Annotated in this window: 27 protein-coding genes; 26 read left to right on the forward strand and 1 reads right to left on the reverse strand. The window is 47.0% G+C overall.

Annotated elements, in window-relative coordinates:
• Positions 1 to 27: 27 nt before the first annotated feature.
• The 5 genes from B9A22_RS02165 to B9A22_RS02185 all read left to right on the forward strand — a co-directional run bounded on the left by B9A22_RS02165 (position 28) and on the right by B9A22_RS02185 (position 5355).
• Positions 28 to 906: a radical SAM protein gene (locus tag B9A22_RS02165; protein ID WP_084574345.1), complete on the forward strand. Its 879-nt coding sequence runs from the start codon at positions 28 to 30 to the stop codon at positions 904 to 906.
• A gap of 100 nt (positions 907 to 1006) precedes the next feature.
• Positions 1007 to 1585 carry an RNA polymerase sigma factor gene (locus tag B9A22_RS02170; protein WP_084573968.1) on the forward strand — a complete coding sequence of 193 codons (579 nt, stop codon included), beginning with the start codon at positions 1007 to 1009 and terminating at the stop codon, positions 1583 to 1585.
• Positions 1575 to 2483, forward strand: coding sequence for a hypothetical protein (locus tag B9A22_RS02175; protein WP_084573969.1), 909 nt, complete (start codon positions 1575 to 1577; stop codon positions 2481 to 2483). Before B9A22_RS02170 ends, B9A22_RS02175 begins: the two co-directional genes overlap by 11 nt.
• Positions 2484 to 2788: 305 nt before the next feature.
• On the forward strand, positions 2789 to 3991 hold the full coding sequence (locus tag B9A22_RS02180) for a protease complex subunit PrcB family protein (protein WP_084573970.1): 1203 nt from the start codon (positions 2789 to 2791) through the stop codon (positions 3989 to 3991).
• A 185-nt stretch (positions 3992 to 4176) separates the two neighbouring features.
• A complete protein-coding gene (locus B9A22_RS02185; RefSeq protein ID WP_084573971.1) occupies positions 4177 to 5355 on the forward strand; it encodes a PP2C family protein-serine/threonine phosphatase in 1179 nt (392 codons plus the stop codon).
• Here the strand turns inward: B9A22_RS02185 and B9A22_RS02190 are convergent.
• Entirely contained in the window at positions 5342 to 6460 is a 1119-nt protein-coding gene (locus B9A22_RS02190; protein ID WP_084573972.1) for an HD-GYP domain-containing protein, read from the reverse strand. The genes B9A22_RS02185 and B9A22_RS02190 overlap by 14 nt on opposite strands.
• Positions 6461 to 6596: 136 nt before the next feature.
• On the opposite strand from B9A22_RS02190, the gene B9A22_RS02195 reads away from it, so the two are divergent.
• From B9A22_RS02195 to atpB, 21 genes are all read left to right on the forward strand, one after another.
• Complete coding sequence (locus tag B9A22_RS02195; RefSeq protein ID WP_245823757.1) at positions 6597 to 7418, forward strand: carbon-nitrogen hydrolase family protein; 822 nt, start codon at positions 6597 to 6599, stop codon at positions 7416 to 7418.
• Positions 7419 to 7468: 50 nt separating this feature from the next.
• Positions 7469 to 8086: a LysE/ArgO family amino acid transporter gene (locus B9A22_RS02200; protein WP_084573974.1), complete on the forward strand. Its 618-nt coding sequence runs from the start codon at positions 7469 to 7471 to the stop codon at positions 8084 to 8086.
• A gap of 197 nt (positions 8087 to 8283) precedes the next feature.
• Positions 8284 to 10365, forward strand: a complete 2082-nt coding sequence (locus tag B9A22_RS02205) for an HD domain-containing phosphohydrolase (protein WP_084573975.1) — start codon at positions 8284 to 8286, stop codon at positions 10363 to 10365.
• 77 nt (positions 10366 to 10442) lie between these two features.
• Complete coding sequence (rpmE, locus tag B9A22_RS02210; protein WP_084573976.1) at positions 10443 to 10652, forward strand: 50S ribosomal protein L31; 210 nt, start codon at positions 10443 to 10445, stop codon at positions 10650 to 10652.
• Positions 10653 to 10802: 150 nt separating this feature from the next.
• Positions 10803 to 11639: a DUF1385 domain-containing protein gene (locus tag B9A22_RS02215; protein ID WP_084574347.1), complete on the forward strand. Its 837-nt coding sequence runs from the start codon at positions 10803 to 10805 to the stop codon at positions 11637 to 11639.
• The gene (prfA, locus tag B9A22_RS02220) at positions 11632 to 12699 is read left to right on the forward strand and encodes a peptide chain release factor 1 (RefSeq protein WP_084573977.1); all 1068 of its coding nucleotides are present in this window, start codon (positions 11632 to 11634) and stop codon (positions 12697 to 12699) included. Before B9A22_RS02215 ends, prfA begins: the two co-directional genes overlap by 8 nt.
• 140 nt (positions 12700 to 12839) lie before the next feature.
• The gene (gene prmC / locus B9A22_RS02225; RefSeq protein WP_084573978.1) at positions 12840 to 13697 is read left to right on the forward strand and encodes a peptide chain release factor N(5)-glutamine methyltransferase; all 858 of its coding nucleotides are present in this window, start codon (positions 12840 to 12842) and stop codon (positions 13695 to 13697) included.
• A gap of 24 nt (positions 13698 to 13721) precedes the next feature.
• A complete protein-coding gene (locus tag B9A22_RS02230; protein WP_084573979.1) occupies positions 13722 to 14768 on the forward strand; it encodes an L-threonylcarbamoyladenylate synthase in 1047 nt (348 codons plus the stop codon).
• 123 nt (positions 14769 to 14891) lie between these two features.
• Positions 14892 to 15482 carry a manganese efflux pump MntP gene (locus tag B9A22_RS02235; protein WP_245823773.1) on the forward strand — a complete coding sequence of 197 codons (591 nt, stop codon included), beginning with the start codon at positions 14892 to 14894 and terminating at the stop codon, positions 15480 to 15482.
• A 59-nt stretch (positions 15483 to 15541) separates the two neighbouring features.
• Positions 15542 to 16003, forward strand: a complete 462-nt coding sequence (locus B9A22_RS02240; protein ID WP_084573981.1) for a low molecular weight protein arginine phosphatase — start codon at positions 15542 to 15544, stop codon at positions 16001 to 16003.
• 58 nt (positions 16004 to 16061) lie between these two features.
• Positions 16062 to 16505 (forward strand): ribose 5-phosphate isomerase B, encoded by a 444-nt coding sequence (rpiB, locus tag B9A22_RS02245; protein WP_084573982.1) that lies wholly within the window; start codon positions 16062 to 16064, stop codon positions 16503 to 16505.
• 24 nt (positions 16506 to 16529) lie between these two features.
• Complete coding sequence (locus tag B9A22_RS02250) at positions 16530 to 17084, forward strand: TIGR01440 family protein (protein WP_084573983.1); 555 nt, start codon at positions 16530 to 16532, stop codon at positions 17082 to 17084.
• Positions 17085 to 17149: 65 nt separating this feature from the next.
• Positions 17150 to 18388: a serine hydroxymethyltransferase gene (locus tag B9A22_RS02255; RefSeq protein WP_084573984.1), complete on the forward strand. Its 1239-nt coding sequence runs from the start codon at positions 17150 to 17152 to the stop codon at positions 18386 to 18388.
• Between the two features lie 25 nt (positions 18389 to 18413).
• On the forward strand, positions 18414 to 19040 hold the full coding sequence (upp, locus tag B9A22_RS02260) for a uracil phosphoribosyltransferase (RefSeq protein ID WP_084573985.1): 627 nt from the start codon (positions 18414 to 18416) through the stop codon (positions 19038 to 19040).
• A gap of 193 nt (positions 19041 to 19233) precedes the next feature.
• Positions 19234 to 19695 carry a deoxycytidylate deaminase gene (locus B9A22_RS02265; protein WP_245823758.1) on the forward strand — a complete coding sequence of 154 codons (462 nt, stop codon included), beginning with the start codon at positions 19234 to 19236 and terminating at the stop codon, positions 19693 to 19695.
• Between the two features lie 196 nt (positions 19696 to 19891).
• Positions 19892 to 20566, forward strand: a complete 675-nt coding sequence (locus tag B9A22_RS02270; RefSeq protein ID WP_084573986.1) for a MazG-like family protein — start codon at positions 19892 to 19894, stop codon at positions 20564 to 20566.
• A gap of 172 nt (positions 20567 to 20738) precedes the next feature.
• Positions 20739 to 21788 (forward strand): MraY family glycosyltransferase, encoded by a 1050-nt coding sequence (locus B9A22_RS02275; RefSeq protein WP_084573987.1) that lies wholly within the window; start codon positions 20739 to 20741, stop codon positions 21786 to 21788.
• 119 nt (positions 21789 to 21907) lie between these two features.
• Positions 21908 to 23071 carry a non-hydrolyzing UDP-N-acetylglucosamine 2-epimerase gene (wecB, locus tag B9A22_RS02280; RefSeq protein ID WP_084573988.1) on the forward strand — a complete coding sequence of 388 codons (1164 nt, stop codon included), beginning with the start codon at positions 21908 to 21910 and terminating at the stop codon, positions 23069 to 23071.
• 182 nt (positions 23072 to 23253) lie between these two features.
• Positions 23254 to 23466, forward strand: a complete 213-nt coding sequence (locus B9A22_RS02285; protein WP_084573989.1) for an AtpZ/AtpI family protein — start codon at positions 23254 to 23256, stop codon at positions 23464 to 23466.
• A 123-nt stretch (positions 23467 to 23589) separates the two neighbouring features.
• The gene (locus tag B9A22_RS02290) at positions 23590 to 24021 is read left to right on the forward strand and encodes an ATP synthase subunit I (RefSeq protein WP_084573990.1); all 432 of its coding nucleotides are present in this window, start codon (positions 23590 to 23592) and stop codon (positions 24019 to 24021) included.
• A 10-nt stretch (positions 24022 to 24031) separates the two neighbouring features.
• The gene (gene atpB, locus B9A22_RS02295; RefSeq protein ID WP_084573991.1) at positions 24032 to 24715 is read left to right on the forward strand and encodes a F0F1 ATP synthase subunit A; all 684 of its coding nucleotides are present in this window, start codon (positions 24032 to 24034) and stop codon (positions 24713 to 24715) included.
• Positions 24716 to 24759: the final 44 nt, after the last annotated feature.

The raw sequence follows: 24759 nt of genomic DNA on the forward strand, positions 1-24759 counted from the left end.
GCCAATTAGTTGGGAAAGAGAGTTATTATGCGATATGAAGGAGATATTTACAGTCCCCATATAGCAGGGGACGATTATATATTGCAGTGTACAATTGGGTGCAGTCATAATCAATGTACATTTTGCAATATGTATAAAGATAAGGAATACCGCGTCCGTGAACTAAATGAAATTCTTAAAGACATTGATCTTGCAAAAGAATATTATGGTGATGTGGAAAAGGTGTTTCTTGCAGATGGTGATGCTCTAAGCATGCCGGCCGAAGATCTAATAAAGATATTAAAGTACCTGTATGATACCTTTCCCGGCCTCACATATGTTGGGATTTATGCTAGTGCAGTTAGCATACTGAGCAAAACTCTTGCTGAATTGATAGAACTTCAAAACAATGGATTGGTTGAGGCGCATCTGGGGGTGGAAAGTGGAGATGAAGAAATTCTCCGTGATATACGCAAAGGGGTCAGCTATGAGGAAATGGTTCAAGCCGGGAGAAAGGTAAGGCAAGCAGGTATACATCTGTTTGTTACCGTGATTTTAGGGCTGGCGGGAAAAACACCTAAAGCTCGGGATCATGCAAAGAGTACAGCCCGAATTTGTAGTGAGATACAACCGGATTATATAGGCATGCTAACAATTATCGCACAGCCGGGAACCGAGCTCTATGAGAAAGTTCAGAGAAAGGAGTTTGAGACCCCTGCAGATATGGAAATACTGGAGGAAATGCGTCTGATGATTCAGGATCTGGAATTGGAACACTCCGGCATTACTTCGATTCATCCATCCAACTGTATTTACTTGGAAAGCAGGTTGCCCGAAGGTAAAGACGAACTGCTGCAAATGTTTACTCGGATTATTGACGGTAAAGACGTTTCACTTCTTCGTCCCCGGGATACGGGAAGGGTGTAATGGTAAATATATACTTGACAAACACCGATAAAGAATAGCGTTACTTATTGGCGGGGGTTGCGTTAAATTATAGGTAAGACTAAAGAGTGGTGATAGTTGATTGCCAGATGATGAAAATCTCATGATTGCCAAAGCCAAAGACGGCGACCGCACAGCGCTCAATGCGTTGGTTGTCAGCCATTGGCCTTATGTCTACCGCCTGGCTTTAGCTAAAACCGGCAATCCAGACGATGCCCAGGAGATCGCACAAGACGCTTTCCTCAGGGCTTTGGCAGCACTGCCGCGTTATAAAGAGATGAGCGCCACCTTTAAGACCTATCTATCACGTATTGCCCTTAACCTTATTACCGACTATTATCGCAAACGTGGCCGTGCCCCCCAAGTGGTCGATATTGATGAATACAATGCCCCAATTATTGATACTGGCTCTCGGCCTGACGAGGCGGTTATAAGTACTGAGCGGCGCCAAGAAGTAGCCAAACTACTCGCGCTCTTGCCTAACGAGCAGCGGCAGGTGATTGAACTTAGAATTATTCAAGGCGTGGCAGTAGCCGATGCTGCCAGGATTATGGGGAAAAGCGGCGCCGCTGTGAAAATGCTGCAGCAGCGGGCGCTTAAAAGACTTAAAGATTTATTTGCCGAGAATGGCATTACAGGAGGTGAAGCTGGTGCAGGATAATGCTAATATTGAAAAGAAACAGGCAGAAGCATTGTCAGCTGCCATCGATGCCCTCAACCGAGGTGTGACGCCGGACGCTAGCCAAGAGGCCGAATTAGAAGAACTTCTGCTTACAGCAAAGCTGGTTAAGAACGCCGCTCAGGCGCCAGCTGAGCCGCCCCGGGCTGTGCTTAACAGCATTGTTAATCAGGCTGCGAATACCATTGCCCAGGAAAAACGTAAAAAACGCCTGGCCTGGGGCTTTGCCGGTCTGTCTGGTGCTGTAGCCGCAGTTTTACTAGTGGCACTTCTGAATGTTGTGCCGCCGGTCAGCCCGGAGCAGGAGCTGGCTAAATCGCAGCAGCTTGCACCTCCCCCGCCTGCCGAAGTGACGCCACCGGCGACAATTGCTAAACCATCACCTGATTTATTACCGCCACCAGCTTCACCTGCTAAACAGGAGGCCACCCCCAAAGCCATTACACCTGAAACTGAGGCTATAAAACAGCCGACTGCCACTGAGCAGTTGCCTAGTGTTGGCCTTGCCCCGTCCCCTTCATCAGTCCCCGCATCCAGTGATACCATGCTGGCTTTGGCTGAGCGCAAAGCCGATGTTGTCACCATTGACGCTGTCAGCAAAGTCATCCGGCAGGTTTATCACCAAGGGGCGCCTGACGAAATCATCATTACTCAGGCTCCAAAACGTCAGAGTACTCTGCGTATTGCCCCCAAACCATCAGAAGCCCAAGTTAAAATGGCCGCTCCTGTTCCCAATGAATCAGTAGAAATAAAACCGCCGAACCGTAATAAAGTGACAATTACTGTCGATAACAGCGAAGTAACCCTCGAAGGCGCAGCCACAGAGCAAGAACTGTTGAACCTTTCAAAGACGCTGACCAAGGTAAGTGTCGCAAAATAAAGTAGACTTAGCTTCAGATAAAACGAGATTGCCACGCTAACGCTCGCAATGACATTTGGAAGGATGCATTCTATCCACCGTCATTGCGAACGTATGTGAAGCAATCTTGTTTTTATTTTATCTGCAACCTCTTGGCGTTGCTCACGCAGGAAAATCTTATAGTCTCAAGAGGACGGCTCTCTTATCCCTACCAAATTTTGCATCTATTTTGGCCGTTACTTTTGCGTGCCTCGGGGCGTTTAATTAGATGAGTTGACTAAGAAGTCAGTTAAGATAGATTAATAAAATTGAGAGGGGACAAAAGTATGAATATTAATAAGAAGCAAATAAAAATGATTTCGGCGATTACCGGTTTGGCGGTGATAACAGCGGCAACTTCTTTTGCCAGTCAGCCAGACCAGGCGGCAGCTAAGTGGCTGGATTGGACACGCTTGCCTGTAAGTGAAACCGAGGTTCAAACAGTTCAGCCTAAACCCCAAGCGCTTAATCAGCAGGCTGTAGTCGAGCGGGCAGCCGCTGTTTTGACACAGACGGAAGTAAGCAGGAGCTTGGTAAGCGATGCTGAAGGTAAATTAATTCAAGGCGCTGTAAAACAAGCGATACCTGACGACAAACCGGTAGTAATGCTTAAGGATACTGCTATTCAAGGCGGGGTTATTGAAACGATCATTAAAATACCGGTATCTGCTGGGCATGCTGCTTTCACTCAGAATAAAATTGACGTTGGTCCTGGGGTGGTAAATCTCGATTACGTAAAAGTTATTAAGTGGCAGCAGAATGTTGATGCAGGTTATGAACGCTGGCGCCTTGACCCTATGCAGGTTGCCCGTATGGAAGGAAAAAACTATGGGTTCACTGATAAAGATACCTTTACCATTGTTAAGCGCCTAGCTAAAAGCGAACTGGCTCGTCATGGTGAGATTCATGTAAAAGTAACCCATAACGGGAAAGACTATACCATGATTTTGGTTAAACCTTTTGGTGGCGGTGATGCCATTTGGACAACCTACAGGGTATTTGGTCAGGTCAAACCCGTACCAGTACCACCGATTCAAACTGACGGCAAAACCCTGTTTGCTACAGACAAGTATGACGGATGGAGCTGGAATAAGAGCACTTATCTCAAGGATATGGCGTTTGCTACTGTCGTTGACTATAATAGTCAGCTTGCACAGGATAAGCGTATTCCCGAGGATGTCCTGAGGAAAGTAAAAGATATCAATTATGCTAACAAGGTAGTGCTATTTGCTTATCTTGGCACAGCTCCATCTGGTGGATACGGGATTGGCATTGAAAAAGTAACCATAAACGGCAACAAAATGACAGTTGCCGTCCATACAATGAGCCCGCGCCCAGGTGCCCCTGTAACTCTGGCCATGACTAAGCCGTCCGACTATATTGTACTTGATAAAGCAATCTTCGACATTTGGGGCGGGGTAGATATTACCTTTGTCGACCATAAGGGCCAAGTGTTGAGTAAAAATAAATTAACTATTTCGCATCGGTAAAAAAAGCGAGATTGCCACACTAACGCCCGTATTGACACTTGGAAGGAGGCGTCCTATCCACTGTCATTGCGAACGTATGTGAAGCAATCTCGCTTTTATTTTAGTAAGCCAGCATCCTATCTTTGCTCACGCAGGAAAATATTATATAATAAGATAATAGTTGTCAGTCAGTGTGGAGGTAATAAATGGGACAAATAGTTTCAATGCTGGTATTTTTGCTCATACTATGCGGGATGGCCGCTGGCTGGCTATATAGGCGAAATCTCCAACTGGCCAAGCTGGTAGCACAACAATCGCAAGAGACCATCCGCCAGGCTGAAGTGCTCAACGCCCGGAATGAACGTTACCGAGCGCTTTTACGGCAGTCTGTTGACGGGATTATTGTTTTAGATGCCGAAAGCTGGCGGATTCAGGAGGCCAATGAGCGATTTAGGAAGATTATGGGCTTTCATGAAGCCGAAGTAGTTTGGCTTCATATTCAGGATTTGGCTATTTCAGCCGATATAATGACCGATTTGGAGCAGGCCCTCGCAACCGGTGAAAACCGTGCTCAGCGTCGTTTCCTGCGTAAAGATGGGCAGAGCGTTACTGTTGAGTTTTCAGCGACTCGAATTAGCTATGGCAATAAAATGGCAGTGGTGGCTACTTTTAGGGATATTACTGAACAAGTCCGCCTGCAAGAGGCATTGAGAAAGGACGTGAAAACAGCCGGTCAGGTTCAGCGCAGTCTGTTACCGGCTGACCTTGATACCGGCCAAGTGAGTGTTCGGACAATATTTGAGCCTCACCACATGGTAAGTGGAGACTTTTTTCACTATACATTCATCAAAGGAGGACAGGTTTTAGCCGGATATATGATTGATGTAGCTGGTCACGGCTTGGGTACCGCCCTGCAGACGGCTGCTTTGAATGTGCTTATGCAGGAAACCTATCTAATGGACAGTCCGCTAATCGACAAAGTGCGTTGGATTAACCAGACGGTGATGCGTTATTTTACCGAAGAGACATTTGCCGCCATGATATGTTTCGAATTCGACTTTACCAGCACGACACTAACACTGGTACCAACTGGCATCACTGGATTTTTCACAGCTTCTGAAGCAAACAATGGGTTGGTGAAGACAGGCGGGTCTCTTTTAGGAATTATCCCGGAGCTTGACATTACCGAGCTTGTGCTTCATGTAAAAACTGGTGACACGTTTTACTTTGTGACAGACGGCATTTTAGATCTGGTCGAAGTCAATAGTCTGCCTGCCAGCCTGGATCTCCGGGATTTTGACAGCACAACCAAGTGGTTTAACCAGCTAATAAAAACCAATCGCCGCTGGGATGATGCCTCAGGCTTGTTTATCAAGCTAAATTAGCATCTAGATCTAAGATTTCGGTAGGGGTGAATATCTTATCAATAAAGGCTGTCAAGTTTTTGGTTAAGTCAATTTCTGGACCGTTGTTCAGTCTATGGCCGGCGGCATCAACAATAATTTTTAGAGTTGGTCGAGTTTGTAACCCCGGGATTACTTTTATCACCAACGCAATTTCACCGGTATTAATTCTAACGATGCTGTCCAATGGATAGACGGCTATTTGATTCAGAAAGGTTCTTAAAATGACTGGATCAAAATGCGTATTTGCCAGCGACATCATGATTTCATATGCCTCGTGTGGCAGTGTACCGTCCTTGTAGGGTCTGTCTGAGGTAATGGCGTCATAAACATCGGCAATGGCCACAATTCTTGCATATTCATGAATTTCTGAACCGCCTAAATTTCGAGTGTAACCGCTGCCATCAAATTTTTCATGGTGCTGATAGGCGACGTGAGAGGAAATGAGCGGGATTTCGCCTTGGCGGCGAAGAATATCAAAGCCAAGGTCAGGATGCTGCTCCATGTGATTTCTCTCAGCAGTAGTGAGGGGGCCTGGTTTGACTAAAATTTCTTTAGGAATAAGCATCTTTCCTGTATCATGCAGTAGGGCGCCTAGGGCTAATTCCCGGAGCTGAAGGGTATTATAGCCGAGCTGTACACCTGTGAGTGTGGATAATACGCAGACATTGACCGAGTGACCGAAGGTATATCCGTCGCGGGAGCGAATATCAGTTAGATGGATCATTGCGCCCTTGTTTTTAATGACCTCATCAATAAGGAATAGAGCGGTTTCTTTAAACTGCTGAGAATCTACTTGACCTGTATCAGATAGGTTCTGGAATGCTGTATGTACAATTTGTACAGCTTGTACGCGTGTCTCTTCACGAACGACTTCAGGGATAGTATCAATGATGTCACTATCAGCCATCTGATCGGTAAATGGATTTTTTATATATATACTTGTCAGGCCAAACAGCCGTAACCGTTGAATATACGCATCGTCCAATACTGTGCCAGTACCTAAGAGCAGCACGCCTTCGGTGCTGAAGACATTACGGGCTATGACCATTCCGGGCTGTAGACTAACTGCGGCAATTTTTTGCATAAATGAAGGAGCCTCCCCAGATGTTTTAAATAATATTCGACAAGTTATATTAATAATTCCTTCAGTTTCCGCAGAGTGTCCGCAAATAAATAACAGTATTTCGTATAATATAACAAATTTTCTTGGAGGGGTATTTGTGTCAGTATTTACAGTAGGTATTTGTCAAATGGGTGTTATACCAGATAAGTTGGCTAACATCGAAAAAGCACGTACCATGATTGGTGATGCGGCGATTAAGGGGAGTCGGTTGGTAGTACTGCCTGAAATGTTTAACTGTCCCTATCAGTCTGAGTTGTTTCCGGATTATGCCGAAAGTGTTGCAGATGGGCCAACAATTACCATGTTAGCTGAGTGTGCAGCCCAAAATAAGGTAATTGTGGTGGGCGGCTCGATTCCAGAAAAGGATGAGGCAGGCAATGTTTTTAACACAAGCTTTGTCTTTAATGAAAACGGTGATCTGATTGGCCGTCATCGTAAGGTACACTTGTTTGATGTTGCAATTAAGGGCGGAACTGTATTTCAAGAATCCAAGACTCTGGCAGCCGGCAGCAGCATGACAGTAGTAAACACCTCGCTGGGGACTATGGGCGTAGCTATCTGTTATGATGTTCGCTTTCCTGAGCTGGCTCGGGCTATGGCGCTAAAAGGAGCACAAGTAATTATTTACCCAGCTGCCTTTGGCCCGGTTACCGGTCCGGCGCACTGGGAACTCTTAATGCGGGCGCGGGCAGTGGATAATCAGGTATATATCATTGCTGCGGCGCCGGCGCTGAATGCGGCTGCTGAGTATAAGGCATATGGGCATTCGATGATTGTTGATCCTTGGGCCAGAGTGCTGGCTGTTGCCAGTGAAGAGGAAACCGTGATAACAGGAAAAGTTGATTTTAGAACACTGGAAAAGGTGCGAGACGAGTTACCCATACTCAAACACCGGAAGCCAGAGGTATATGAAGACTGAATAGATATGCCCAGATGTGCATTTCTAAGTAGTCTTGGGAGGTAGAGGAAATGGAACCATTTATCCATGGTATTATTTTAGCCTTTGGGCTTATTTTACCACTCGGTGTGCAAAATTTATTTGTCTTTACCCAGGGCGCTCTTCAAAGCAGCCTATGGCAGGTCATGCCAGCTGTTGTGACCGCTGGGCTGTGCGATACGCTGCTTATTATGGCGGCTGTCCTGGGGGTGTCATTGGTGATTTTAAGTTTCGCCTGGATGAAGATGACATTATTGGGAGTGGGGTTTGTCTTCTTAGCCTATATGGGCTGGGTATCCTGGCAGAGTAAACTGGATAGCACTCAAGCGGTGGGCGGGAGCGGTATGCCTCCTGCCAAGCAGATTATGTTTGCCGCCTCGGTATCGCTGCTTAATCCGCATGCCATTCTCGATACAATTGGGGTTATTGGTACAAGCTCATTAAACTATACCGGCAGCAGCAAGGTAGTGTTTACAACTGCATGTATAGTGGTTTCATGGCTATGGTTTTTCGCATTGGCATTTGCCGGAAGGACTATCGGCAGTCTAGACGCCTCGGGGAGGGTGCTGGGGCTTATGGGCAAGATTTCGGCGGTGTTCATCTGGGGCGCAGCAGTATATTTAGGATATGGAATGGTGGGCGGACTTTGAATCCGGTCACTATTTTTTTGTCCTGTAAGAAAGTATAACTTTCCGTCTGGATAAGGGCAACATCGGTTTCCGCTTTCGCTAAGGCTCGGCGCAAGCCGTGTTTTCTTTATAAACTGTGTGCAGGATTAATAGACATTTTAGAGAATGTATTTAACATAAAAATATTAGCATAGCATAAGTAAAGAGGCGGTAAAAAGGTGCCAATCCGAGAAAAAAGTATTATTATTATTGGATTAACTTTATGTTTACTGCTATTTAGTATATTTTTCACCGCCGATAAAATTCTGGTAAACGGATATTATCAGTTGGAGAAAAGTGATACTGAACGAAATGTAAAGCGTGCTGTCAAAGCGGTAGAAAACGAAATTGATTCCTTGGATAATTTTGTAAAAGACTGGGCGCAATGGGATGAAAGTTACGACTTCATTGAAAGCAGAAGTCAGGAATATATTGATGCCAATCTGGTGGACTTGACGTTTATATCTCAACGAATTAATTTTATCATGTATACCGACCTCGCAGGGCGCATTATATATGCCCGTGCGTTTGACTGGGACAGGCGCGAGGAGATTCAGTTAACAGAAGAGATGGCAGCTAAACTTGCCGCTGTTAAACCAATTGCCAATCGTACGCCGGTTTTAGGTATTAATAAAGGTGTGCTGAATCTGCCAGAAGGGCAGTTGCTAATTGCCGCCGGTGCTATTTCCAATAGCAAGGGAACGGCTTCGGCTCGGGGGGTGCTGTTGGTTGGCCGCTATGTGACCTATGTGGAAAAAGAGATAATATCTGAACGGGTTCAACTGCCACTAGATTTTGCCAGCTGGGATGGGAGCGAGTTGACGCCAGATTTTATTTCAGCTCAGTCGTATTTGTCTTATCGTGATGAGGTATATGTAAACCCGGTCGATGAAAACTACATGGCAGGATATACGGTGTTGTCTGACGTCTATGGACAGCCTGCCTTAATGCTGCGAGTATTGGTACACCGGGATATCTCACATCAGGGGCAGCAGATTCTAAACTACTTTGTTGTTATGCTTCTTATTGCCGGTCTGGTTTTTGGCGTTGCCATGCTCGTACTGTTAGAACGGAATGTGCTCAGCAGGTTAGCTAAATTGAGCGGCATTGTTGAAAAAATCGCCAAAAGCAAAGATTTATCCATTCGCCTGCCGGTAGCTGGACGGGACGAGCTTACAGAATTGGCTACTAATATCAATAATATGTTGGGATCCTTAGATGAAGCAAATACCAGGCTCAGGTATGTTGGACAGCATGATACCTTGACTGGGCTTTATAACCGTTCTTTTTTTGAAGAATATATGGCAAAGACCAGAGACACATCAGAAAGTATGCAGGTTATTGTTGCCGATGTCGACGGTCTCAAACTGATTAATGATACCTTAGGCCATACCAGTGGCGATGAGCTCTTGCGTCAGGCGGCTGAAGTGTTAAAACAGGTGTGTCCCCAGGATGCAATTATTGCCCGGTTTGGGGGCGATGAATTTGCCGTGCTGCTCAAGAATCAGCCGCTTGAGGCTGGGGAAGAGTTATGCCGGGCAATTAAAGAAGCTGTTGCCCAAGCTAACCATAAGAATCCAGGGCTGACCCTTAGTATGTCGATCGGTTATTCGGCAGGTACGCTGCAGTCTAATGATGCGGGTGAGTTATTAAAAGAAGCTGACAACTACATGTACCGTGATAAACTGTTTCATAATCGCAGTACAAGGAGCGCTATTGTACAGACATTAAAAAAGGCCCTGGAGGTAAGGGACTTTATTACTGACGGACATGCGGACAGACTGCAGGATTTAGTCCGTTTGTTAGGGGTAGAGATTGGTCTATCAGCAAACAAGCTGAGTGAACTGCAGCTGTTTGCTCAATTTCATGATATCGGGAAGGTCGGCATTCCGGATGGGATTTTATTTAAGCCCGGGCGGCTGAATGACGAAGAAATGGTTATCATGCACAGCCACTCGGAAATTGGGTATCGTATTGCCCGGGCGGCACCTGATTTAGTATTTATTGCTGACTGGGTGCTAAAACATCATGAATGGTGGAATGGCGGCGGCTATCCGCTTGGCCTTAAAGCCGAAGAGATTCCTCTCGAATGTCGTATCTTGGCATTGGCTGACGCCTATGACGCCATGACCAACCAGCGTCCGTACAGAGCACCGATGACTAAAGACGAAGCAATGGCTGAAATCAGGAAAAATGCGGGAATTCAGTTTGACCCCGAGCTTACCCAAGTATTTATTGCGATATTAGCAAAGTTGCCGTAAGATAGCTTGCGTAGCCTTGGCGTAATATGCTATAATTACTACGCATAAAGTGGTTTTTATAAAGTGAGGTGCAAGACATGAAAGAAAAAATTCATCCTAAATTCAGTGAAGCCAAAGTTGTCTGCGGCTGTGGCAATACATTTATGACAGGTTCAGTTAAAAAAGAACTGCGTGTAGATGTGTGCTCTAACTGCCATCCGTTCTATACTGGTCAACAGCGCCAGATAGCAGCCGGTGGCCGTGTAGAAAGATTCAACAAGCGTTATGGCAGCAATACCCAAGGTTAATTGCAGCTTGGCTAATTGAACAACAAGAAGGCAGCAGAGCAGGAATGCTCTGCTGTACTTATATAACGAATATGCTCAAATTAAAGGAGGGCGGATATCGTGAGTGAGAAAAAACCTTTTGTCGGCGGCCAGGCCGTTATCGAAGGGGTTATGATGCGCGGGCCGGAATATATTGCCACTGCAGTTCGCGAACCGTCCGGTACTATTACTGTGCAAAAGGAACGGCTAACCTCGGTGACTGACCGTTATCCTATCTTGAAAAAACCAATGCTGCGTGGCGTTGTGGCGCTTGCCGAATCATTGGTCTACGGTCTTAAAGCATTATCGTTTTCAGCGCAAGCAGCAGGTGAGGAAGAAGAAGCCTTATCCACTAAGGAAATTGCCATGACCATGGTATTTTCACTGGGGCTGGCTATTTTGTTATTTGTCGTTATTCCTACCTATGCTGCAAAATATATTCATAGTGCCGTAACTGATCCCCGGCTTCTAAATACTTTTGAGGGAATTTTGCGGCTGGTGATTTTTTTCTTATATATTGTCGGAATATCACTAATGAAAGACATTCAGCGGGTTTTTCAGTACCACGGTGCTGAGCATAAAACCATTCATGCTTACGAAGCTGGACAGGAGCTGACTGTGGAAAATATCCGCAAATACAGCCGTCTGCATCCTCGCTGCGGCACCAATTTTTTACTCATTGTTATGGTAGTCAGTATTATCATGTTTGCCTTTTTAGGCTGGCCTGATCTCTGGCTTAGAATTTTATCCAGGGTTGTTCTTCTGCCAGTAGTTGCTGGCATTGCCTATGAGATTATCCGGTTTGCCGGACGGAGTAAAGCCCGCTGGGTAGCCTGTGCCATTACCCCTGGCTTATGGCTGCAGCAATTGACCACCCGTGAGCCAAGTGACGACCAGATTGAAGTGGCCATTGCAGCCTTAAACGCTGTGCGCCCTGACCAAAACGTAGAGGTGACAACAAATGCTTGATAAAATGCAGGCCCTTGAAGATAAATTTATGGAACTCGAAGGCCGGATTAGTGACCCAGCCGTGATGGCAGACATGGGTGAATGGCAGAAGCTGACCAAAGCTCACAGCAAAATGGTTTCCATAATAGAAAAGTTCCGTGAGTACAAGAAAACACTGCAGGCCATTGAGGATGCCCGCGAGATGCTGAAAGACAAGCTTGACGATGAGTTTCGTGAGATGGTTGAGGGTGAGTACTACGAGGCCAAGGGTAAAGTAGTGGCCCTGGAAGAAGAGTTAAGAGTACTGCTTTTGCCGAAAGACCCGAATGATGATAAGAATGTCATTGTTGAGATTAGAGGCGGTGCCGGTGGTGATGAAGCGGCGCTGTTTGCCGGCGATTTGTTTCGTATGTATACCCGGTACGCCGAAAACCAGGGCTGGCGAGTTGAGATGCTTGATGCTAACGCCCCTGAGCTGGGCGGTTTTAAGGAAGTTGTGTTTTCCATCCAAGGCGATGGCGCATATTCTAAACTTAAGTACGAAAGCGGTGTGCACCGCGTTCAGCGGGTGCCGACCACCGAGTCAAGCGGCCGTATCCATACATCAACCGTGACAGTAGCCGTACTGCCTGAAGCCGAGGATGTAGATGTTAATGTCAATCAGAATGATCTCAGGATTGATACCTACTGTGCCAGCGGTGCCGGCGGACAGCATGTCAATAAAACCGAATCAGCGGTGCGCATTACCCACTTGCCGACAGGCGTAGTCGTGCAGTGCCAGGATGAAAAATCCCAGCTTAAGAACCGCGACAAGGCGATGCGGGTACTCCGGGCCAAGATATTGGAGCTAGCTCAGGCAGAGCAGGCGGCAGAGGTGGCTGAAAACCGTAAAAGCCAGGTAGGTACTGGCGACCGCAGTGAACGGATCAGAACCTACAATTTCCCGCAAGGCCGTGTGACTGACCATCGTATTGGCTTAACACTGCATAAGCTGGATTTTGTCCTCAACGGCGATCTGGATGAGCTGGTTTCGGCGCTGATAACCACCGGACAGAGCGAAAAACTCAAAGACGTAGAGTGAGATAGTTTAGAACGCCCATCTGCGTCGTTGCTCCTCAGACGTTTTGCTTGCGTACACCAGTACGCGGCGCGGCAAACGTCTTCCGGTGCGCCTAGCATCTGAGCATTCTAAACTACTCACTAGAGAGTAAGGAAGATTTTATGAGTGAACAATGGACCATCGCGTCAATTTTAAATTGGACTAAGCAGTACTTCGGCTCCAAGGGGATTGATAATCCCCGTTTGGATGCCGAGGTACTGCTTTCCCATATCCTGGGTAAAGACCGGCTATATCTATACACACAGTTTGACCAACCACTAACCCCCGAAGAACTTACTGCTTATCGTGATACTGTCAAGCGTCGGGCTGTCCGTGCGCCGGTGGCTTATATTACTGGCTATAAGGAATTTATGGGGCTGAACTTTGCTGTTAGCCCAGCTGTCCTGATTCCACGGCCAGATACTGAAATTCTAGTGGAAACAGCGCTCGAACGGCTTACTTCCCATGGAGCTCCGCTTATTGCTGATTTGGGGACAGGCAGTGGTGCAATTATTGTCAGCATTCTGACTAAACTAGCTACAGGCACGGGCGTGGCTGTAGATATCTCACCAGACGCACTGGCGGTTGCTAAGGAAAATGCCGTTAGGCAAGGTGTTGATGAACGACTGAATTTATGTCAGGGCGACATGCTTGGGCCGCTTGCTGGCAAGACGTTTGACGCTATATTATCAAACCCGCCGTACATCCCAGACAGCGATATCGCTGGATTAAGTGCCGAAGTACGGCAAGAACCTCGGTTGGCGCTCGCAGGCGGAGCTGACGGCCTGAATTTTTATCGGCGCATTGTGGCTCAAGGGGCTGAATATCTGAATTCTGGCGGTTTCATTGCTGTAGAAGTAGGGATTGACCAGGCTGGGCCGGTGGCCAGACTTGCTGACCAAGCTAGCAGACTAAAGGTTGAGGCTATTGTCAAAGATTATGCCGGGATAGAACGGGTAGTGGTTTTTGGCTTACGATAGGCAATCCGTATGGAGATGATTTATTTGCGTACTAAGTATTATAAGGTTGATTCGGCTAATCCTGACTTAACTGTATTGGCAGAGGCGGCTGAGTTGCTGCGGCAGGGCAGGCTGGTGGCATTTCCGACCGAGACAGTATATGGTCTTGGGGCTAACGGCCTTGATGCTGAGGCTGTGGCCGGGATATTTGAGGCTAAGGGGCGGCCAGCTGACAACCCGCTCATTTTACATATTGATACAGTTGAACAATTAAATGATTTGGCAGCAGCTATTCCTGCAAGTGCCCGGGCGCTTATCGGCCGATATTGGCCAGGGCCGCTTACTGTGGTAGTAAAGCGCCAATCTCATGTGCCGAATGTGGTAACAGGCGGCCTTGATACTGTGGCTGTACGCCTGCCAGCATCGCTGACTGCCAGGGAGCTTATCCGCTTGGCTGGTGTACCGGTAGCTGCTCCCAGCGCTAACACCTCAGGCCGGCCAAGCCCGACGACAGCACAGGATGTACTAAGTGACCTTGAAGGCAAGATTGACGCTATCATTGACGCCGGGCCGTGCGCTATCGGTGTGGAGTCAACTGTTGTTGACTGTACCACACCGGTGCCGACATTGCTCCGGCCAGGCGGTATAACCTACGAAATGCTGATTGAGGTGTTGGGCGAGATCGAAGTGGACCCCGCGTTGGCCTGCTCTCAGTCAATACCTAGATCACCAGGCATGAAATATACCCATTACGCGCCTGTTGCGCCGATGTTTCTGGTTGAGTCTGGGGCAGATTACGCTGCTTTTATCCTGAACCGTGAAATAAATGGGGCGCTGGCAGCAGGACACACTGTGGGGGCGGTAGTATCTGCTGAAATGGCAGACAGCCTGCCTCCTCAAGTGATAGCGTCTGTTTATGGTCCGCGTACCGATACAGCACTTATTGCCGCTAATCTGTACACTGCCCTCAGAAGTTTTGATAACAAGGCAGTTGACGTGATTTATGCTGAGGGAATAGCCGAACAGGACTTGGGACTGGCCGTTATGAACAGGCTGCGAAAAGCTGCCGGTTACCGCATTATCCGCGAATAGTACAAGGTATGCTTTCATATTGACCCCTGCTGGAACATATATATGAACAAACCGTAATCCCATCTGCGTTGTTGGGCCTGGGATGTTCTGAACGCTCTTAGGTAAGGGGTGGAATTTGTGAGCATGTTTGAACTGTTTGTCTTAAGCGCAGCCCTTGGAACTGATCTGTTTTCTGTGGCCGTGCCAATTGGCATGAACAAAGTGCGGCGGCTGGTTATTGTCCAGTCAGCCATTGTTTTTGCCGTATTTCACATTATTATGATTCTGGCTGGGTACCATATTGGTCACTGGCTGGGTACTGTTGTTGAACATGTTGGGGCCTATCATATTGATTGGCCGGTAGCCAGTGTGCAAAACTTTGCTACAATTATTGGCGCACTGGTATTGACTGGGCTGGGCGCAAACATGATTAGAGAAAACATCAGCGGCCAAGCGGAGTTTTCATCAGGCAATCCCTTGCATGGTGGAGCGCTTATCATGCTGGCAGCAAGTGTCAGTATTGACGCTTTGGCCGCCGGATTCAGTCTGGGGATGATTGATGTCGATTTATTCCAGTTGAGCATGATTTTAGGTGCCGTTATCTTTGTGATTGCTCTCTTTGGGCTGGGACTTGGCCGTAAGTTGGGGCGGTATGTCGGCGCACGGGCAGAACTGATCGGCGGCGTTGTTTTGGTTCTATTGGGAATACACATTTTATGGACGACAATTTACTAAGCAAAGCATAATTTGGTATGAGATATTTCTCAAGACACAAAATATGGGGGTGAGCTTGAATGTTCAAGATTTTGCTTGTATGTACAGGCAACACGTGCCGCAGCCCCATGGCTGCCGCGCTTCTCACCGATATGGTTCTACAAGCTGGGCTGGCTGACAAAATAGCTGTTGAGTCGGCTGGGATTGCCGCAGGGTGCCAGCCAGCTTCCAACCAGGCCCAGGCTGTTATGCGCCAGGCCGGGCTGCAGCTGGACAAGCATTGTTCAAAGCAGCTGGTACCGGCTAAGCTCGAAACTGCCGATTTAGTACTGACGATGACGGTGTCGCACAAACGCGCTGTAGCCAACATGACGCGAGGCATGACAGGCAAAATATACACACTGGCCGAATTTGCAGGACAAGCTGCTGATGTGTCTGATCCATTCGGTGGCAGCGAGGCTGAATACCGTATGTGCGCCGGGCAGCTCAAACACTTGTTGACTCAAGCGTGGGAAAAAATTGTCAGTTTGGCAGGAAAATAGTAATTAACGTTGAAAAAGTGAAAGACGCGCAAATACATACAATAGGAAGTGTTACAGAATGAAGGTAGCCATTGGCAGCGACCACGGCGGTTATCGCCTAAAAGAAGAAATCAAAGCCCTGTTAACAGAGCTCAAGGTAGACAACCATGATTTTGGGACATATACTACAGACTCGGTTGACTACCCCGATATTTCCCGCCAAGTAGCTGAGTCGGTGGTAAGTGGTGAGTATGAGCGGGGCATTATTGTGTGTGGCACAGGTATTGGCGTCAGCATTGCCGCCAATAAAATTAACGGAATCAGGGCAGCGCTTTGTAATGATGTTTTTTCGGCGCAGATGTCGCGTGAACATAATGACGCCAATATCCTGACACTGGGTGAACGGGTGATTGGTCCTGGCTTAGCCCGGATGATTGTTGAGGTATGGCTCAAGACAGAATTTGCCGGTGGCAGGCATGGCTGTCGAGTGGACAAGATTATGCAATTGGAAAAGTGTAGATAAGAGCTCAAATGGAGTGAATGATGCATGGATACAGATTTGGCAACAATTGGCCGTCAAACAGTGCTGGCGGCTGAAGAGCTAATAAAGACAGCCCAGTTAAAGCCTGGGCAAATCCTTGTGGTAGGGTGCAGTACCAGCGAAGTACAGGGAGCCCGTATCGGCTCCTATGGTTCGGATGTAGTGGCGGCACGAATTTTATCGAGCCTGCTGAAGGTTTGTTCCTGGTATCAGGTATCGCTGGCTATACAGTGCTGTGAGCATCTCAACCGGGCACTTGTTGTTGAGCAGGCTGTAGCCGATAAATATAATCTTGAAGAAGTGACAGTCATTCCGGTTGCTAAGGCTGGTGGGGCGCTGGCTGCGCAAGCTATGCGTGAGTTTGCCTGTCCTATGGTGGTTGAAGCGATTTCGGCCCATGCCGGTCTTGATATTGGTAGTACGCTCATTGGTATGCATATAAAAAAAGTTGCAGTTCCGGTGCGTTTGACCCCGAAATATATCGGTGAAGCCTATTTGACTGCCGCACGCGCCAGACCGAAGTTGGTCGGCGGGGCACGCGCCATCTATCAACTGTCATAGGAACTGCTTAGCACATTTGAACATTTCTAAGCACTTTTAGTTATTGAATGGAGGAGAAGATACATATGACAATCCTTGCAAGTGTAGACCCAGAAGTTGCACAGGCTGTTGGCCTTGAACGTGGTCGTCAGCAAAATAAGCTGGAGCTTATCGCATCCGAGAATTTTGTCAGCAAAGCCGTAATGGAGGCTCAGGGTTCGGTGCTCACCAATAAATATGCTGAAGGGTATCCGGGGCATCGTTATTACGGTGGCTGTGAATATGTCGATGTTGTCGAACAGCTGGCGATTGACCGGGCAAAAGAACTATTCGGTGCTGAGCATGCAAATGTGCAAGCCCATTCGGGAGCTCAGGCCAATACAGCTGTGTACTTTGCGTTCTTGAAGCCTGGTGATACTATTCTAGGTATGAACCTGGCCCATGGCGGCCATCTGACCCATGGCAGCCCTGTTAATATCTCAGGACAATACTTCAATGTTGTTGCTTATGGTGTTGATGAGGTTACTCATCGCATTGATTATGATCAGGTTGCCGAACTTTCCATGAAACACAAGCCCAAAATACTGGTAGCTGGAGCCAGTGCTTATTCGCGGATAATTGACTTTGCGCGTTTGGGACAAATTGCCCGCGATGCAGGAGCCATGTTCATGGTTGACATGGCCCATATTGCCGGTCTTGTTGCTGCTGGTTTTCATCCCAGTCCGGTGCCACATGCCGACATTGTTACAACAACCACGCACAAGACACTGCGCGGCCCGCGCGGCGGCATGATTTTGTGCCGGGCTCAATATGCTAAGGCCATTGATAAAGCCATATTCCCCGGTATCCAGGGTGGCCCCTTAATGCATGTTATCGCGGCTAAGGCTGTTTCTTTCAAAGAAGCGCTCAGTGAAGAATTCCGCCTTTATCAAGGCCAGATCATCAAGAATGCGCAGGCTTTGGCCGAGCGGCTTAAGCAAAATGGTTTTACCCTGGTCTCTGGCGGCACCGACAATCATTTGATGCTTGTTGATCTGCGCGCTCAAAATCTTACAGGTAAACAGGCTGAACACCTCTTGGATGAAGTAGGTGTTACTGTGAATAAAAATGCTATCCCTAACGATCCAGCCAGTCCGCTGGTAACTAGTGGTGTCCGAATTGGTGTTCCGGCTGTTACTTCGCGCGGTATGGTTGAACAAGACATGGTGGTCATTGGCGATATTATTGCCATGACGCTGACCAAGCCTGAAGACGGCGTGAGTCAGGATAAGGCGCGCGCTATGGTGGCAAATCTATGCCACAAATATCCTTTATACGCTAAATAGGTATTTTATTAAGGAGAGATGTTTCATGCAAGTAAAAATAATCGACCATCCGTTAATTCAACATAAACTATCACTCATTCGTGACATCAGAACAGGAACCAAAGAATTCCGTGAGCTCTTAGAAGAAATCTCAATGCTGATGGCCTTTGAGCTGACTCGGAATATGCCGCTGGAAGAGACCCAAATTGAGACACCTCTGACTACCTGCACCTGCAAGATGCTGTCAGGCAAGAAGATCGGCGTAGTTCCCATTCTGCGTGCCGGTCTTGGAATGGTAAATGGCATTCTGAAACTCATTCCTGCCGCCAAGGTGGGGCATATCGGCGTGTACCGGGATCATGAAACCTTGAAGCCTGTGGAATATTATTGCAAGCTGCCGAAAGATGTAGCTGACCGCGAGCTTATTGTTATTGATCCTATGCTGGCAACAGGGGGGTCGTCTGTGGCTGCTATTGATATGCTGAAAGCCAGAGGTGCCAGGCACATTAAACTGATGTGTTTGGTAGCCGCTCCAGAAGGCGTGAACATGGTAAACGATCATCATCCTGATGTTGAAGTATATGTAGCAGCTGTTGACAGCCACCTCAACGAACATGGCTATATTGTGCCAGGTTTAGGTGATGCCGGAGACCGCATTTTTGGCACCAAATAAAGTAGACTTAGCTTCAGATGGGGTTTTAACCCCACCTGAAGGTTAGTCGCCCTTATCCAGGGACTTAGCCGCTCTTAACTCCCACTTGTAGAAGAGGGAGTCTTAGAGCGGGTTAGTCATCGGATAATCGCACGTTATACCTGGGCCGCGAATATACTGTTATTATACCGTTTGGCCAAGGGGGGTAAACAGCTTGAGTGATAAGACAGAGCTTGACCGTCCGTCCTGGGACGAATACTTTATGAATATAACCAATGTAGTTGCTACCAGATCAACCTGTCTACGACGTCAGATCGGCGCTGTCATTGTTAAAGATCAGCGCCTGTTATCTACAGGGTATAATGGTGCGCCAAGCGGTCTGGCTCACTGTGGCGAAACAGGCTGTGTTCGCGCTGTCAATCAGGTGCCATCGGGAGAGCGCCAGGAGCTTTGCCGGGGTCTCCATGCGGAGCAAAGTGCTGTCGTCCAGGCAGCCAGGTATGGTGTTTCGATTCATGGAGCAACCATTTATTCTACCCATCAGCCATGTTCGGCTTGTACCAAGATTCTCTTAAATGCCGGTATTAAGCGGGTTGTCTACCAATATAGCTATCCTGACAAACTGGCAGAGCAGCTCATCGCAGAGGCTGGAATAGAATATGTTTGCTTTGGTTGATAATATAACTGCCTGCTGCCCACACTAATGTGGGCAGTTTTTTTTAGGTCTAGTGCCATTCTAATAGGAAATTCTCGACCCTTGGGAAAACAAGGAGGATTTAGCCGAATTTCAGCGAATTAAATCATTAATTAATGGCTGGTTTGGTATCTGCTTTTTGGGATGCGTAAACCAGCCTTTCTATAGGAGAATTTGCATGTTAGAAGCCATTTATTTACCAAAACTTAATAACCTCGCACCTACACTTGATTCAACCCTACTAAAAGCTATGGAAGAGGCAGGAGAACTGGCTCGTGCTGTGCTCAAATTTATGCCATGGGAACAGTTGACCCCGGCCGAATTGACTGCACAGCCCCATGCAGTCAATCTGCTCGCCGATGTTAAGGAAGAACTGCTGGATGTTGCCCAAACCTGTGTAACCATGATCTTTGTTATGGAAGATTCATTCAGTATTGATGCTGATAGCCTCATTGGCGAACATTTGGTTAAACTGACAGATAAGGGGTATGTGTATGATGATAACAGTCAAAGCTATCGCATCACCACCACCAAGAATCTGCATGGCGGAAACTATAAGTGCATTAGCCTGCCGCATCTGAAAATTGATGATGTCACATTACTGACAACTGTATGCAAAATCCAGGAGGAGCTTGGAGAATTAACCCAGTTTCTTGGAAAATATGCTGGCGCGTCAGGTGAACAATCAAGACTTGATGCCGACCAAGTAAACCGTGGTGCCGCCCTGGAGCTGCTGGATGTTGCCCAATGCTGCTTTACTATGATGTACATACTGGCTGAGAGGCATGCTGTAAACATACCGGCGCTTGTTGCCGCGCATGTCGATAAGCTTCGCCGTAAAGGCTATTGTTAAGAGAAGATGTATGCGAGCGAGAAAGACAGAGGTATACTACACATATTTGATGCATATAGCTATTGGTAATGAAAATAATAACGATACAGGCGTATTGACGGCTAAGGGCTGATTGACAACTTTTACACACTTGAGGTACAATGGGTGTTGCGTAGAAAAGAGGTGTTATCATATGCAAACATATGTAGTGGCTTTTACTGTTGCTTTAGCAGCAGCTTACTTTATTACTCCTCATATTAAGGAGTTAGCCATCAAGGCAGGAGCACTTGATGCCCCTGATGCTCGTAAGGTGCATACCATTCCAATTCCCCGCATGGGTGGGTTGGCGATATATTTTGGTTTTGTGCTGGCTGTATTGTCCAGCATGCGGATCAGTCATGAAATTTTAGGATTGTTATTGGGCGGTACGGTTATTTTAGCTGTCGGCATCATCGACGATTTGAAGCAACTACCTGCTAAGGTCAAACTGTTAGGTCAGATTGTGGCAGCTGCTGTGCTCATTATGTTCGATATCCGTATTGAATGGTTGACAAACCCGTTTGGCGATATGATCTATGTTAACTACCTGTCCATTCCACTCACCATTATGTGGGTGGTCAGCCTGACTAACACTGTCAACTTAATTGACGGTCTGGATGGACTGGCAGCTGGGGTATCGACAATCGCGTCGGTGACTATTCTCTTAGTGGCGCTTGAGCAGAATCTCTGGACAGTAGCCATTCTGACAGCTGCATTGGCTGGTAGTGCATTAGGCTTTTTGCAGCATAACTTTAATCCGGCTAAAATCTTCATGGGTGATACTGGGAGTATGTTTTTGGGCTATATGCTGGCCGCTGTTTCTATATTGGGAACAGTAAAAAGCGCAGCCACCATTGCGCTGGTAGTGCCGATTGTAGCATTAGGTCTGCCTATTATGGATACCGCGTTTGCTATCATCCGCCGCTATATGAGCGGGCGGCCTATTTTTAAACCAGATAAGGGTCATTTACATCATCGTCTATTAGCCATGGGTTTAACCCAAAAGCAGGCTGTGCTGTTGATGTATGTAATCAGCGGTTGCCTGGGGGTAAGTGCCATTGCTTTGACTGAAGTAAGTCAGATGGTTGCTGCATTAATTTTGCTTGCCATTATTACGGTTGCCTTTTTCGGGGCCAAGAAGATTGGTGTACTAAAAAATAATGACGGTGTGCTTAAAAGCAGCGATTCAGTGAAAAGCCATTAAGCTGAACTGCGTTCATAATGCAACTTTGCAAGATAATAGGGCGGGCAATTTTTGCCCGCCTTATGCTATAAATTAATGAAAGTGAATTCAAACTGGAGACCAGGAAAGGAAGTCGTTTAATGTCCCGCATAAAAGTTATGACTGTCTTCGGCACTAGGCCTGAGGCCATAAAAATGGCCCCTGTTGTTCTGGAGTTATCCAAACATCCTGAGTACATAACACCAGTGGTGGCAGTTACTGCCCAGCACCGGGAAATGCTTGACCAAGTACTTAATTTGTTTAACATTACCCCTGATCATGATCTTGATATTATGAGTCAGGGGCAAACGCTGTTTGATATTACCTGCCGGGCCATGCAGGGGCTTAATCAGGTGCTTATTAAAGAAAAGCCTGACCTTGTGCTTGTTCACGGCGATACGACGACTACATTTGCCGGAGCCATGGCAGCTTTCTATCACCAGATAACTGTCGGTCATGTTGAGGCTGGTCTTCGTACAGGTAATAAGCATTCGCCCTTTCCCGAGGAAATGAATCGTAAACTGACAGGCGCTTTAGCTGATCTCCATTTTGCGCCAACGGTTACGGCAAAGCAAAATCTGCTGCAGGAGAATATTTCTGACCAGGCGGCTTTCGTCACAGGCAATACGGTCATCGACGCCTTGAAGGCCACCGTCGACGATGGGTATAGATTTACAGATCCACTGCTACAACAAATTGATTACCGCAGCCGAAAAGTCATTCTGGTTACAACCCACCGCCGGGAGAACTTAGGCGAGCCAATGCGTCATGTTTATCAGGCCCTCAAAGATATTGTCACTGCGTATCCAGATGTGGAAATTGTTTTCCCAGTACATAAAAATCCTTTAGTCCGCCAGGTGGTTCAAGATGAATTGGGCGGGCTGGAACGTGTTCACCTGATTGATCCGCTGGACTACCAGCCGTTTGCCAATCTTATCGCCAGATCTTATCTAGTGCTTACTGACTCAGGCGGTATCCAAGAAGAAGCACCGGCGCTAGGCAAGCCGGTACTGGTACTAAGAGACACCACTGAACGTCCTGAAGCCGTGACATCAGGCACAGTTAAACTGATTGGCACAGACCGGGAACGGGTATATGCCGAAACCCAAAAGCTCATAGTCGACGGTGTTGAATATCAACATATGGCTAACGCTGTAAACCCTTACGGGGATGGACAGGCCTCTAGGCGGATTGTCAAAGCAATTTTGTGGAAATATGGCTTAGCCGATGGTATCCCAGACGAATTTATTGCCGGAAATTTTTAGCTACCGTGCTTACAGTTGATGTAAATTTGCTAAATTTTTATTGTTTTCTGTAACTTGAAGCAGGAATTTGCCATATTGATAGAGAATAGTACTGACGGACATTGGCCTTTTTTGGTGGAAATAATATCTCCTTGTTTCCATGGTTATAATAGCTAAGAAGTCTAGCTCTACGAGGTGAAGATGTGCCTGGCAAGAATGACGGGTTATGGTCAGCCTTTAGTTTAGCAGGCTCGATTGGGCTTAATATGGCAGCTGCTGTGGCTGTCGGACTATTTTTGGGCCGGTGGGCTGACAGTTATTTGAATTCGTTTCCCTGGTTTACTGTATCAGGTATTGTGCTTGGTATGGCGGCCGGGTTATGGGGTACTTATAAGAGGATAGTCAAGAATGGCTAGAAATGGCCAGGTGCAAGGCGCACCGGAAGGCGTTGCAGCGCGGCGTACGGGTAGTACGTAAGCAAAACGTCTGAGGAGCAACGAAGCAGATGGTCGTTTATAGCCATTCTTGGGAGGTTTAATTTGTTTAAGGTAGGTTTTGCTGATAATTACGCCGCTCAAGTGAAGCAGACATTAATGCATTTGGCAGCCTGGGGCTTATTTGTAACCCTTGGCGCTTTATTATCAAATCAAGTATTTATTATACCCGGTTTATTAACAGGGTGGTCGGGAAGTGTAATATACTTCCTGCTTATGTGCCGCCGGGTTAAAAAAAGCGCTGAACTGTCGCCAGGACAAGCTGTAGCTTCTATGCGCGTCGGCTGGCTTGTACGGTTCAGTTTCCTGATTTCCATACTTGTTTTGTCGGTACATGTACCAGGAATTGATTTTTGGGCGGCAGTAGTGGGGTTATTCTCACTTCACATAGTATTAATGATAAATGCCGTAGTTATCGTGGTTTCCGGACTTATACCAAATTTAGGAAAGTCGAAATTTGACTCAGGAAGGGAGTGAAAACGAAAATATGGGACATGGTGGAGGAGGCCATGAGATTGGTGGACATAAGCTGGCGCATTTTGCTGGACTTACCTTTAATCTCGATACCTTATACATGACATGGCTGACTATGGCAATAGTCATTATTTTGGCAGTAGTTGCGACTCGCCGGGCAGAGATTGTTCCCCGGGGATGGCAGAATTTCCTTGAGATGGCTGTTACCGCTTTGTTAGACCAGATTGATAACACCATGGGGCCGAAGGGCAGGAAATTGGCGCCGCTTATTATCACGCTGTTTTTGTTCCTTGTTGTTGGTAACGAGTTGGGTTTAATTCCAGGATTTACCTCGCCGACCAATGATATCAACACAACACTGGGCCTGGCCCTGATGGTTGTCATCTTGGTACATATTCTGGGTATGATGAATCGGGGACCTATTAGGTATTTGAAACATTTTTTTGAACCCTATATCCCCTTTGTCATTATCAACATAATCGAGGAAATAGCCAAACCGATTACCTTATCCTTCCGTCTATTTGGCAACATTCTGGCAGGTGAGATTTTACTCATCGTTCTGGGCATGCTCGTGCCGTATGTTGTTCCAACGGCGTGGTTGGCCTTCAGCGTGTTTGTTGGCGTTGTTCAGGCGTTTATTTTTACCATGCTGTCCATGTCATATCTGTCCAACTCATTGCAAGACGAGCACCATTAAATTTTTGCTCAATCTGAATGCTTATACTGAAACAAGAGAAAAAG

Origin of the sequence: Sporomusa malonica (genome assembly GCF_900176355.1) — a bacterium.
In the GTDB taxonomy this organism is placed as follows: domain Bacteria; phylum Bacillota; class Negativicutes; order Sporomusales; family Sporomusaceae; genus Sporomusa; species Sporomusa malonica.